We start from the raw sequence: 12626 nt of genomic DNA, 5'->3' as shown, positions 1-12626 counted from the left end.
GCGGCGGCGTTTCTGTCCTGTCTCCTGGCGCTGACCTGCCCGGCGGCGACGCTTGCGCACGGGATGACGGGCGGCGGGAAATCGCCGGTTTCTTCCGATGCGGTCGTCGTTTCGGCCGAACCGGAGGACGAAATGGCCGGCGTGGAGCGCGTCGCTCCGGACGCCGCGATCCTCCGCTGGGGCGGCGACACGGAGGGCGGCGCACCCTACATGTTCTGGGATCCGAAAGACCAGAACCGCCTGATCGGGTACGAGGTCGAGATCATGGAAGCCATAGCGGCATACCTCGGCCGCAGGCCCGTGTTCGTCCAGAACGGCTGGGACAACCTCATCCCGGGGCTGAACCGCGGCCTCTACGACGTCGCGATCGACGGTCTCGAAATCACGCCCGAACACGCCGAGGCCGTGAACTTCTCGATCCCCTACTACCGGACCTTCATGCAGCTCGCCGTCCGCAAGGGGACGAAGGACATCGAGACGCTCGAGGACTGCCGCGAGCATGTCGCCGGCACGCTCAAGCAGTCGCTCGCGTACTACACGCTCGAAGAGGCCGGCGTGAAAGACATCCGCACCTACGAGGACGAGATCAACGCCTATACCGATCTCGAGAACGGACGCCTCGACGTCGCGCTCTTCGACGACCCGATCGCGATGTACTACGCCGGGTTCAACCCGAATATCGAATTCGTCGGACGTCCGATCGGACGGATGGAATACGGCGTCGCGGTGCGCAAGGGAGACGACGAACTCCTCGCGAAAGTCAACGGGGCGATCATCCATCTTCGCGACTCCGGCAGGCTCCGCGAGATCTACGACCGCTGGAACCTCTGGAGTCCCGTCATGGCGGAGATGTTCCGCGACCACTCTCCGCAGAAAGCGGACGCCGTGATGTTCCGCAAGTGGACCGAGCACCAGAGGCCCGTTCCGACGTGGGAAAAGATCCTCGAGCGCTACGTCGGTTTCCTACCCGTCTTCGGGAAGGCGGCGCTCGTGACGATGGAAGTCTCCGTCGTCGCGATGGCGCTCGCGATAACGCTCGGACTCTTTCTCGCGATGGTGCGGATCTTCGCCCCGAAGCCCCTGTCGTGGCTCGCGGTCGCGTACATCGAGCTGATCCGCGGAACGCCGGTTCTGATTCAGCTCTTCTTCATCTTCTACGGACTGCCGAACATCGGCGTCCGCCTGAGTCCGTTCGTCGCCGGGGTTCTGGGTCTCGGGCTCAACTACGCGGCCTACGAGGCGGAGAACTACAGGGCCGGATTGCTCGCGATCCCGAGGCATCAGATGGAGGGCGCGATGGCGCTGAGCATGACGCGCTGGCAGGCGCTGCGGCACGTCGTCCTGCCGCAGGCGGTCCGCGTCGCGCTCCCGCCCGTGACGAACGACTTCATCTCGCTGCTCAAGGACTCGTCGCTCGTCTCGGTCATTACGATGGTGGACCTCACGAAGGCCTACGGCCAGATCGCAACGACGTACTACGACTACTTCGGCACGGGGCTCATGGTCGCGGCGATCTACTTCCTCCTCGGGTTTCCGTTCGTCCGTCTCGCGCGATGGGCCGAAAGGCGGATGGCCGTAGCGATCCACGGGCGCGTCGGCAGCGCAGACATGCCGCACAGTCGCAAGCCGGCGAGCTACTGACGGAAAAAAGGCCCCCGATTCGGGGGCCTTTTTTATTCTTCACTTCCGGGATTCGTTCGTTTCAGGGTTCTTCCCTGCGTTTCCCGCCGCCGCGTCTCGAGGACGATCGACAGCAGCTGGATGTCCGCGGGCGTGACGCCCGAGATCCTTCCGGCCTGCCCGAGCGTCATCGGACGCACGCGCTCGAGCTTCTGGCGGCTCTCGGCGAGAAGACCGGGGACGGACGCATAGTCGAAGTCGTCCGGAATCTTCGCGTGGTCCATCCGCGAGAGCTGCGCGGCCGCGCGCTCCTGCCGCCCGATGTAGCCCGCGTACTTGATCTCCGTCTCGACGCAGCGGATGTCCTCTCCGTCGAGCGGCGATTCGGGCGGAATAAAGGCCGCGACGAGCGCGTACGTCACCTCGGGGCGCTTCAGGAGTTCGGCGGCCGTGACCGACTCGGCGACCGGAGCGGTTCCGGCCTCCCGAAGCCGCTCGTTGAGCGCGTCCGATGCCGCCAGCTTCACGCTCCGCAATCTCTCCGCCTCCCGGTCGCGCCGTTCCCACCGCCGCAGGAGCGCGTTCCAGCGGTCGTCGCCGATCAGGCCGAGCCTGCGTCCTATGGGCGCGAGGCGCCGGTCGGCGTTGTCGTGCCGCAGCAGGAGCCGGTGTTCGCATCGGCTCGTGAGCATCCGGTAGGGCTCGTTCGTCCCCTTCGTGACGAGGTCGTCGATGAGAACGCCGGTATAAGCCTCGTCGCGCCGCAGGACGAGCGGTTCCTCGCCGCGTACAGAAAGCGCCGCGTTGATCCCGCCCATGAGTCCCTGGGCCCCGGCCTCCTCGTACCCTGACGTTCCGTTGATCTGCCCGGCGCAGAAGAGCCCCTTCACGGCTTTCGTCTCGAGCGACGCGAGGAGCTGCGTCGGAGGGACGTAGTCGTACTCGATGGCGTACCCGGCACGCGTGATGTGCGCGCGCTCGCATCCGGGGAGCGTGTGGACCATCTCGACCTGGACGTCGTACGGGAGGCTCGTCGAGAAGTTCTGGACGTAGACCTCCCGGTTGCGCCTCGAGACGGGTTCGAGGAATATCGGGTGGCTCCCCTTTTCGGGAAACCGGATGACCTTGTCCTCGATCGACGGGCAGTAGCGCGGCCCGAGTCCCTCCATTTTCCCCTTGTAGAGCGGCGAGCGCTCGAGGTTCGCGCGGATGACGTCGTGCGTCCCGGGAGTGCTCCGTGTCAGGAGACACGCGTATCCGTCGTAGACGCGCCCCTCGCCCCAGAGGTCGAAGCAGAGCGGTTCGGGGTCGCTCCGCTGTTCGACGAGCGACGACGAATCGATCGTGTCGAGGTGAAGCCGCGGCGTCGTGTCCGTCCGGATGCGCTCGAGTCTGACGCCCGCATCTTCGAGCGAGTTCGAGAGTTCCGTCGACGAGTTCTGGCCCATCGGCCCCGAGCGGAAGGAGGTGAATCCGACGTGGACGAGGCTCCTGAGGTACGTTCCCGTCGTGACGACGATCGCCTTCGCCTCGTACGCGAGTCCGTAGAGCGTCCGGACCCCTCTGACCCTCCCCTCTTCGACGACGATGTCGGTGACGGTATCCTGATGGACGTCGAGGTTCGGCGTCGTCTGCAACACCTTCACGTAGTGGTCTCGGTAGTCGTGGAGATCGCACTGTGCCCGGAGCGCCCGGACCGCTGGGCCCTTCGACGTGTTGAGCCAGCGGACGAGCATCGTCGACGCGTCCGCCGCGCGCGCCTGTTCGCCGCCGAGCGCGCTTCCCTCCCGGACGAGGTGCCCCTTCGCGGGGCCCCCGATCGACGGGTTGCACGGCATCAGCGCCGTGTTGTCGAGATACAGGTTGAGCATGAGGGTCCGAACCCCCATGCGGGCGGACGCGAGGGCGGCCTCGCATCCCGCGTGCCCCGCGCCGATCACGATGACGTCGTATGTCGTTCCCATTGATGTCCTCTTCCTTCCACTTTCCGGATGAATTCCCGAAATAGTATCCCCGCCGGGGCAACGCGTTTTTCCTCAGGAACCTACCGGATTCTGCGAACGCTCCCGGATTCGACTTCCCAGACGCCTCCGGGCCAATCTTCGGCCGGAGCTTCCGCCGTCGCGGCAAAAACCTGGAACCCCGACTTCCGCAACGCGTCAACGGTCTTTCTCCGGCCGTCCCCGTCGAGTTCGGCGGCGATCTCGTCGAGAAGGAGCACCGGCGCGCGCCGGACCGTCTTCTCGACCGCGAACGCGGCCGCGATCATGAGCGCGACGGCGGTCCTGCGCCGCTGCCCGCGGCTCAGGGCAAGGACGGAGCGGCCGGAATTTGTCAGGACGAGGTCGTCCCGATGCGGACCGACGAGGGGAATCCGCGCCTCCCGCTCCCGCTGCCCGTAGCGTTCGAGCCCCGCGGCGAAATCATCGGGAGGAGCGTCGCGTCCGGCGCTCCCGCCGCGCGCGTGACGCATTTCGAGCGGAGCCGGAAGAAGATCCGAAAGACGTTCGAGTTCCGCAGCGAGCATCGCGACGGACGACTGCCGGCTCTCCCAGATCCACGACGCGAGCGGCGCGAGAACCTTCGCGGTCAGCGAAGCGTTCCGTCCCTGCTTCAGGAGGACGGCCCGATGCCGCAGCGCCCGGCGCATTTCCGAAAGACGCCAGGCGTAGGGAGGGAAGAGCAGCGTGCAGAGCCTGTCGAGGAATGCGCGCCGGACGCCCGGGGTGCCCTCGACGAGCGAGAGATCCCCCGCGAGGAAGGCCAGCGACGGAACCCGCTCGCGGACGTTCGTCCAGCTCGCACGGCGTTCGTCGCACCGGACGAGCGTCCGTGCCCCGACGCGGAGTCCGACGTTCACGGACTCTTCCCCCCCGAATTCGCCGTAGAGATAGGCCGAGGGCTCTCCGGAGTCCCACGCGACAGGAGACGCGCCGGTCCTGAAGCACCCCCAGCCCGAGAGCGCGTGAAGGCACTCGATGATATTCGTCTTTCCGGCACCGTTGGGACCGGTGAGACAGTTCAGCCCCGCCTCCCATTCGAGCCGACGGGGCTGGAGATTCCGGAAGAACTTCGTGACCGAGACGGAACAGCGCATGAAGCTACTCCGCGGAATCCCCCGTCTTCGGATCGTCCGCGTCAGTCGGAACGTCCGCCTCTTCGAACTCGGCGACGTCCGTCTCCGTGAGCTTGATCGGCATGAGCATGTACAGGAAGGAATCCTCCCCCTGGCGGATCAGGCAGACCTGTCCGAGCGGACCGTTGAAGCGCATGTACGCACGGTCGCCCTGAAGCGCCTTGAGACCGTCGAGAAGGAACCCGACGTTGAACGCGATCCGGATATACTCCCCCGTGATCGCGGCCTCAAGAACCTCGCAGGCCTCGCCGATCTCGGGCGCTCGCCCCGTCATGTGGAGCTCGCCGCCCGCGTCCATCTTGAATACGACCATCCGCGTGTATTCCCTGACCATGACGTCGATGCGCTCGAGCGCCGCGATGAACGCGGTCCGGTCGATTTCCATCGTCGTCGTGCTGTCCGGGTTCAGGATCTTCTCGTAATTCGGGAAGGACGACTCGACGCGCCGGACCGAGAATTCCAGGCTCCCCATCTGAAAGAAGACGAGCGAATCGTCGACGAGGATCTTCACGGGAAATTCCGGGTCGATAGTCGACAGAATCCTCATAAGCTCCCTGAGGCCGGACATCGGCAACAGGACGTCGGTCTCCTCGCCTCCGGCGAGGACGTCGGCCTTCGCGAGCGAAAGGCGCTTGCCGTCCGTCGAGACGACGAGAAGGCGTCCCTCCTTGACCTTGAGAAGACATGCGCTCAAGTACTTCGGAAATTCGTCCGTCACCGTCGCGGCGATGCTCCCCTCGGCGAGGACGCGGGAAAGGTCGAACGCCTGAAGGTCACAGAAGTGGTTCGCCGCATCAGCGGCCGGAAGTTTCGGAAAGTCCTTCGCGGAATATGTCGAAAACCTGTAGCGGTTTCGTCCGGCCGTGATGTACCCGGTTCCGTCACCGATCGTCACCGTGAAAACGTCGGTGGGCGCTTTCTTGAAGAGCTCTCCGACGATCCTCACCGGGAAGACCGTCTCCCCTTCCTCGATGACTCGAATCCCTTCGACGACGCAAGTCACGGATGTCTTGAGGTCGGTCGCCTCGAGAAGAACGGTCGTTCCGCTTGTCGAGGGACGACACAGAATTCCGGTCAGGGACGCTATCGTGCTTTTGGGGTTGACCGTCCGTTCCGCGATCTGCCAGCTCTTCATGAAGTCCTGTTTCGTGATTTCAAGTTTCATCCCTGGTCTCCTCCCCCGATGAAGCTTCCGAAAATCACTCGGTCTTCATCCTCTTCTTTTATTATTATCTTTCAAGAGAAAAGGCAGTAGTAATAATAATAAGGCCTGTGAATACTGTGGATAACGGCTCCAACCCGGTCCGGCGACGGTGAATGGGGACGTGGATAACGCTGTGTGGCTAGAAGTTCAGTTATACACAATATCCACAGTTTTTTTGTGAAAAAGCGCGTTTCTCCGGTTATCCAACGCCCCGTTCAGGGGAAAATCACAGCTTCTGCTCGATGTTATCCACAATTTGCTTCATCCGCGGCTGTTCCTCCACGAGCTGGGAGATCTTCCGCTGTGCGTGGAGGACCGTCGTGTGATCCTTCTTCTTGAACGCGAGGCCGATTTGCTGGAGGCTCGCCTCGGTTTTCTTGCGGCACAGATACATCGCGACCTGCCGCGCGAGTGCGAGTTCGGAGGTCCGTTTGGAACTGACGAGATCCTCCGTGGACATCCCGAAGGATTCAGCGACGGCCTGCTGGATCGCGTCGATGCCGACGGGACCTCGGATATCCTTCCTGATAACGTCCTTGAGCCATTCGCCCGCGTTTTCGGGAGTGATCGGTTCGCTGTTGAGTTCGGCACACGCGACGACGCGGTTGAGCGCGCCCTCGAGTTCCCGGATATTGCTTGGGATGTTCTGCGCGAGAAAGAGGATGACGTCCTCGGGCATCTCGTATTTCTTGAGCAGCGCCTTCTTCTGGAGGATCGCGATGCGCGTCTCGAGGTCGGGCGACTGGATATCCGTCACGAGCCCCCATTCGAAACGGCTCACGAGCCGGTCTTCGATGTTCTGGATTTCCTTCGGCGGCCTGTCGGAACAGATGACGATCTGTTTTTTCGTCGTATGGAGGCTGTTGAAGGTGTGGAAAAACTCCTCCTGGCTGCTCTCCTTGTTGCCGAGAAACTGGATGTCGTCGATCAGGAGGACGTCCATGTTGCGGTATTTCGATTTGAACTCCTGCGTGCGGTTTTTCTGGATCGACTGGATGAATTCGTTGATGAACTTCTCCGAGCTGATGTAGGCCACCTTCATGTTCGGGTTGCGGTCCAGGACGTAGTGTCCGATCGCGTGCATCAGATGCGTCTTCCCGAGTCCGACGCCTCCCCAGATGAAGAGCGGATTGTATGCTTCCCCCGGCGTCTCGGCGACGGCGAGACTCGCCGCGTTCGAGAGGCGGTTCGATTTGCCGACGACGAATGTGCTGAAGACATAGCTCGGGTTCAGTCCGCCGCGCGCGGCGGGCTGCTGCTGCGCTCCCTGGGCGGCCCGCTCGGCCCGGACCTGTTCGTCCTTTCGCGTTTCGGAGCCCACGCGGAACTCAACGTTTCCCGCAACGCCGCGTTCTTTCACGAGCGTCACGAGATCCTTCAGGAAGCGCGACGAAATCTGTTCCTTGACGAAGACGTTCGGGACGTCCAGAACGAGCGTATCCCCCAGGATTTCCACAGGAATGCACGTCTTGAGCCAGAGATCCGCCGCTCCCTGCGGCAATTTCGTCGAGGCTTCGGAAAGCAGGTCCTGCCAGATCTGTTCGATGTTTGTGTCCACCATGGTCCCCCCAGCAAACGAATCATATCATGATATCACACGGGATATCCACAAAAGTTGTCCACATATCCACATTCGATTCGGACAAAACTGTGGATATCCGAAAAGCCGCACCAGGACGGGTGTAACGAAAGTATTAAATCGAGCGCATCTGTGACCTTTATGTACCAAGTGGAGAATACCAGCTGCCGGAGGTTATCCACAATCCGTCCACCACTGTGGATAAATTCGTCCCTTCGGGCGGCCATCCCAGCCGAAAAATCTCAATTCTGTGGATATACCCTCTTCGACGCGTCCCGAATGTGTTTAAATTGACACCGGTTGGACTTTGAAGGACACTTATGTGGAAAAATTCGGCTGAAAGGGTGCGACGCTCTATGACGACCGTTCTTCACGTTATCAGCCATACCGACCTCGACGGAGTCGCAGCCGCCGCGACGGCATGGCTCGCATACTCGCCGGAACGCCCCGTCCGCCTCTCGCTCGCGGGATACGGCAGCGTGGATGCCCTCGTCACGGAAAGCCTCGAAGGCTCCATCCCGTTCGTCGTTCTCGACCTCTTCTGCCAGGACGCCCGAACAGTCGACGCCGTCGACCGGACGTGGAAGGACGGGGACATGCCCGTCGCGTTCGACCATCACGAGACGACCGCATCCCGTTACGGCGGACGCCCGTGGATCGTGTTCGATTCATCCGTCTGCGGCGCGAAGGTTTTCCACAGATGGCTCTCCGGGCACGGCACGAGCGAACAGGCGGCGCGGATTGCGGGGCTTTCGGACTTTGTGGACATCGCGAACGACCGCGATCTGTGGATCAACGAGCGCCCCGAGGGACGGCTCTGGCAGGCCCTCATCACTCTCTGCGGCCCGTGGAGCGTCTTCACGCGCGTCGTCTCGGGCGAGAGCGCGTTCCGCGAAAGCGAACGGGCGACGGCCGAGGACTTCGTCGTCCGGCAGGAGGCGAGGTTCCAGCGCGCGCTCGAGCGCGTCAACCGGTCGAACCGCGATCTCGCGTTCGTCGAGCCCGGTATCCTCGAATACGGCGACGTGTCGGACTTCGGCGGCCTGATCCTCGACCGAATGGAAAAGCCGCCGTTCCTCGTGGCAGTCGCGGCGAAGCGAACGGGCGGCGAATGGGCCGTGTCCCTCCGGAGCCGTTCGGAGACGGCGGGAAAGGTCGTGGCGCTTCTCAAGGACGGCCGGAAGGTCCGTGGCGGCGGACACGACGACTCGGCGGCGCTCTACTTCCCGTCGTCGTACACTCCTGATCAGATCAGGGAGACGCTGTCGGCCGCGCTTCGGACCGTGCAGGACAGGGAACGCCCGACGGGCGTCACGCTCGGAGACGTGTTCGCGAACGCGTTCCGCAGGGAAGGATAGGCGACGGCCGGGAACAAACGAACGAAGGGGGATTCGCGGTGCGACGATTGCTGTGGACGACGTTTCTCGGCATTGCGGTGTTTTTCGGAGTCGCGTTCGCGGCCGTTCCCGACGCGGACGACGGTTTCATCGCGGCGAGGGGACAGGGAACCCCGCCGCCGCGGTTCGCGGGGACGCCGCAGGGAAAGCTGATGGCGAAGCGCGCCGCGATGGTCGACCTCCAGCGGACGATTCTCGAGCACGTCAGGGGCCTTCGCGCCGAATCCCGGAAGACCGTGGGAGATCTCATGGCCGACGGAGCCGTCCGTATCGCCGTCGATGGCGTCATCCGGGAGGTCGAGGTCACCGATGGAACGTACGACGGCTGCACCTACACGCTCGATGGGCGCGTCGACCTGAGGGGCATCCGCCGCTCGCTCCTCCCGGCGATTCCTGAGATCCAGTCGTGGCCGAAGCCGGCAATTCCCGAAGGGGCGTACCGCGGCCTCGTCGTCGACGCGAGAAAGTTCGACGTGGCGCCGTCGATCGTCCTGCGCATCAGGAGCGCGGGCGGGCGAGCCGTCTACGGACCGGAGTTCGTCGACAGGGAGATGTTCGTCGAGCGAGGCATGTGCCGCTTCGACGACGACATTCCGAAGAACACGCGTCGTCTGGCCGCCGCGCCGCGGCTGGTCGGAACGGCCGAGGCGTCCGAGCCAGAGGGGCCGTACCTGCTGATTCGCGCCTCGGGACTGTACGGCGACGGGACGATTCTCGTCGGCGACAGGGAGGCCGCGGCCGTCGAACGCCTCGCGCCGCTCGCTCGCGTCGACGGCAATGTGGTGGTCCTCGTCCGGCCGTCGGCCCTCGGGAAGTAGTGACAATCGGAAAGCGGCAACAATCGGGGATATAGAGGGAGGGCGGCCGCATGTCGTGGAGGGAGCGTTTCCTCGACTTTTTCGGCATCAGGCGGAGCATCGCGGGGCTTCTCGTCATGGTGCTCCTCGTCGGCATGGGAGAGCGCATGGCGGAGCGGTTCCTGCCGATCTACCTTCTCGCGCTCGGCGGCGGCGCCCTTTCGGTCGGCGTCCTCAACGGACTCGACAACCTGCTCTCCGCGCTCTACTCGTTCCCCGGCGGGTACCTCGCCGACCGGCTCGGGACGAAGCGCGCGCTCCTCGTGTTCAACCTGCTCGCGATGGCCGGGTTCCTCGTCGTCGTCTTCGTTCCGAAGTGGCAGGCCGTCATCGGCGCGTCGTTCCTCTTCCTGTCGTGGACTGCGATCTCACTGCCCGCGACGATGAAGCTCATCGCCCGCGCGCTGCCGAAGAACAAGCGCACGATGGGCGTGTCGGTCCATTCGCTCGTCCGCCGCGTCCCGATGGCGCTCGGTCCGCTCTTCGGCGGCGCGATGATCGGCCTGTTCGGCGAGGTCTGGGGCGTCCGCGTCGCCTTCGCCGGCGCGTTCCTGCTCGCGTTCGTCGCGCTCGTCGCGCAGCAGGTCCTGATCGACCCGGACGACGCGGTCATCGAGCGCGCCGAGAAGAATCCGCTCGTGATCTTCCGCCTCATGAGCCCCGATCTGAAGAACCTTCTCGTGTCGGATATCCTGATCCGGTTCTGCGAGCAGATCCCGTACGCGTTCGCGGTCGTGTGGGCGATGAAGGTCATCCCCGAACCCGTGTCCGCGTGGCGGTTCGGCGTCCTGACGGCCGTGGAGATGGCGACGGCCGTCCTCGTCTACATCCCCGTCGCGTACCTCGCCGACAGGGGCGGCAAGAAGATCTTCGTCCTCATGACCTTCTGCTTCTTCACGGCCTTCCCGGTCGTCCTCTACTACTCCCGGTCGTTCTGGCCGCTCGTGGCCGCGTTCGTCGTCCGGGGGCTCAAGGAGTTCGGCGAACCGACGCGGAAATCCCTGATCCTCGACCTGTCGCCCGAGGACCGGCAGGCCGCGATGTTCGGCCTGTACTACCTGATGCGCGACGTCGTCGTATCCGTCGCCGCCTTCGGCGGAGCGCTGCTCTGGATGATCTCTCCGGCCGTCAACTTCTGGACCGCGTCGCTCTTCGGCCTCGCGGGGACGGTCTGGTTTGCGCTGAAGGGGCGCGACGTGTCGCGGTGAACCACGAAGGAACGGAGACGAAGACGCCGCAACCGGTCGATCGCCCGGAATGGGGTGCGGGGGCGCTGGATTTCCGGAACGGCAGTAGCGTATAATATTCCGGCGCCGGTCGCACGTGGAGTGCACGGCAATTCGCACCGACTCCCGGGGAGGAGAATCTCATGAAAAAGACTCTGCTTCTGCTGTCGATGTTTTTCGTGCTTCTCGCGTCCGCCGCGTTCGCGGGAAAACAGGACTTCGTCCTCGTCAACAAGACGGGCGTCGAGATCCACGCGGTCTATGTCAGCCCGTCCAAGAGCAACGACTGGGAGGAGGATATCCTCGGCGACGACACGCTTCCGAACGGCGAGTCCGTCGAGATCACCTTCGATCGCAGCGAAAACGCCTCAATGTGGGATCTCAGGATCGAGGACAGCGACGGGAACTCGATCGAATGGAGCGACATCCCTCTCAAGAAGGTCAACAAGATCACGCTGACCTATAACCAGAAAAGCGGAAAGGGAACCGCGACGTTCGACTAGAAACTCCGGCGTCTGAAGCGGGTGGATTCTTTCGCGAACCTCCGCGGCGCGACGCCGCGGAGGTTCGTGGTATCATGGGACCGTTGCGCCGCTCTCGCCGGAGAGCGGACGTTCTGACCGGGAGGCATCGTACATGGCAAACGAGAACATCGGACGCATCGTCGCGGTGGGGAGCGGCAAGGGAGGCGTGGGAAAGAGCACGGTCACGGCGCTTCTGGCGCTCGCCGCGGCGCGCCAGGGGCTGAAGGCGGGAATCCTCGACGCCGACATCACGGGGCCGTCGATCCCGAAGCTCTTCGGACTCGAGGGACTGCCCGCGCCCACGGGAGACAGGCCTGAACCCGCCGTCACGAAGGCGGGAATCCGCGTCATGTCCATCAACCTGCTGCTCGACGACCCGACGAAGCCGGTCGTCTGGCGCGGACCGATGGTCGGAAGCGTCATCACGCAGTTCTACACGGACATCGACTGGGGAAAGCTCGACTACCTGTTCATCGACCTTCCGCCGGGAACGTCGGACGCGCCGCTGTCGGTGATGCAGTCGATCCCGGTGGACGGATTCCTGCTGGTGACGTCGCCGCAGGAGCTGTCGGTTCTCGTGGTCGAGAAGGCGGCGGCGATGACGAAGATGTTGGAGGTCCCGCTTCTGGGGCTCGTTGAGAACATGGCGTGGCTGAAGTGCCCGGACTGCGGGAAGCGGATCGACCTGTTCGGGAAGAGCCATGCGGGGACGCTCGAGAGTTCGTACGGGGCGCCGCTGTGGGCGACGCTGCCGGTGGAGCCTGAAGTGACGGCGCTCGCGGACGCGGGGAAGATGGACCGCTACGCGGACCACGAGGTTCTCGACACGCTCTTCGAACGCCTCGGGGACTCGCTCTCCGCCCTGCCGCGCCGGGCGGACACGTTCCACCCGCTGCTCGAGACGGCCGACGAGGCCGGCGGCTGTCCGGGAGAAAACCCGGAGGCGTCCTCCTGTTCGGGAAGCTGCGGTTCGTGTCCATCCGCCGGCGGATGCGGCAGCAGGCACTAAAGGCGTCCTTCGGATGTCATGAAAGTGTCGGGAGGCGCCCCGCTTCGGCCGGGCGCCTCTTTTCTACTCCCGGG

Annotated in this window: 10 protein-coding genes; 6 read left to right on the top strand and 4 right to left on the bottom strand. The window is 64.0% G+C overall.

Going from position 1 to position 12626, the window contains the following annotated elements; translation table 11 throughout:
- Positions 1-132 precede the first annotated feature (132 nt).
- A complete protein-coding gene (locus tag ACZ5IU_RS07180) occupies positions 133-1641 on the top strand; it encodes an ABC transporter substrate-binding protein/permease (RefSeq protein WP_464421847.1) in 1509 nt (502 codons plus the stop codon).
- A gap of 32 nt (positions 1642-1673) precedes the next feature.
- Here the strand turns inward: ACZ5IU_RS07180 and mnmG are convergent, their stop codons facing one another.
- The 4 genes from mnmG to dnaA form a co-directional block, all read right to left on the bottom strand.
- Positions 1674-3584: a tRNA uridine-5-carboxymethylaminomethyl(34) synthesis enzyme MnmG gene (mnmG, locus tag ACZ5IU_RS07175; RefSeq protein WP_464421509.1), complete on the bottom strand. Its 1911-nt coding sequence runs from the start codon at positions 3582-3584 to the stop codon at positions 1674-1676.
- An 80-nt stretch (positions 3585-3664) separates the two neighbouring features.
- Positions 3665-4717: a DNA replication/repair protein RecF gene (gene recF / locus ACZ5IU_RS07170; protein ID WP_464421508.1), complete on the bottom strand. Its 1053-nt coding sequence runs from the start codon at positions 4715-4717 to the stop codon at positions 3665-3667.
- A gap of 4 nt (positions 4718-4721) precedes the next feature.
- Positions 4722-5921, bottom strand: coding sequence for a DNA polymerase III subunit beta (gene dnaN, locus ACZ5IU_RS07165; RefSeq protein ID WP_464421507.1), 1200 nt, complete (start codon positions 5919-5921; stop codon positions 4722-4724).
- A gap of 265 nt (positions 5922-6186) precedes the next feature.
- The gene (gene dnaA, locus ACZ5IU_RS07160; protein WP_464421506.1) at positions 6187-7521 is read right to left on the bottom strand and encodes a chromosomal replication initiator protein DnaA; all 1335 of its coding nucleotides are present in this window, start codon (positions 7519-7521) and stop codon (positions 6187-6189) included.
- A gap of 374 nt (positions 7522-7895) precedes the next feature.
- On the opposite strand from dnaA, the gene ACZ5IU_RS07155 reads away from it, so the two are divergent.
- From ACZ5IU_RS07155 to ACZ5IU_RS07135, 5 genes are all read left to right on the top strand, one after another.
- The gene (locus ACZ5IU_RS07155; RefSeq protein ID WP_464421505.1) at positions 7896-8897 is read left to right on the top strand and encodes a DHH family phosphoesterase; all 1002 of its coding nucleotides are present in this window, start codon (positions 7896-7898) and stop codon (positions 8895-8897) included.
- A gap of 38 nt (positions 8898-8935) precedes the next feature.
- Positions 8936-9754 (top strand): hypothetical protein, encoded by an 819-nt coding sequence (locus ACZ5IU_RS07150; RefSeq protein ID WP_464421504.1) that lies wholly within the window; start codon positions 8936-8938, stop codon positions 9752-9754.
- Between the two features lie 50 nt (positions 9755-9804).
- Positions 9805-11001, top strand: coding sequence for an MFS transporter (locus ACZ5IU_RS07145; RefSeq protein ID WP_464421503.1), 1197 nt, complete (start codon positions 9805-9807; stop codon positions 10999-11001).
- Between the two features lie 161 nt (positions 11002-11162).
- The gene (locus ACZ5IU_RS07140; RefSeq protein WP_464421502.1) at positions 11163-11522 is read left to right on the top strand and encodes a hypothetical protein; all 360 of its coding nucleotides are present in this window, start codon (positions 11163-11165) and stop codon (positions 11520-11522) included.
- 133 nt (positions 11523-11655) lie between these two features.
- On the top strand, positions 11656-12552 hold the full coding sequence (locus ACZ5IU_RS07135; protein WP_464421501.1) for a P-loop NTPase: 897 nt from the start codon (positions 11656-11658) through the stop codon (positions 12550-12552).
- The last annotated feature ends 74 nt before the right edge of the window (positions 12553-12626 follow it).

This window comes from Lactivibrio alcoholicus, assembly GCF_055390895.1.
The sequence above is the reverse complement of the archived record's forward strand: the minus strand, read 5'-3'. Positions and strand labels throughout refer to the sequence as shown.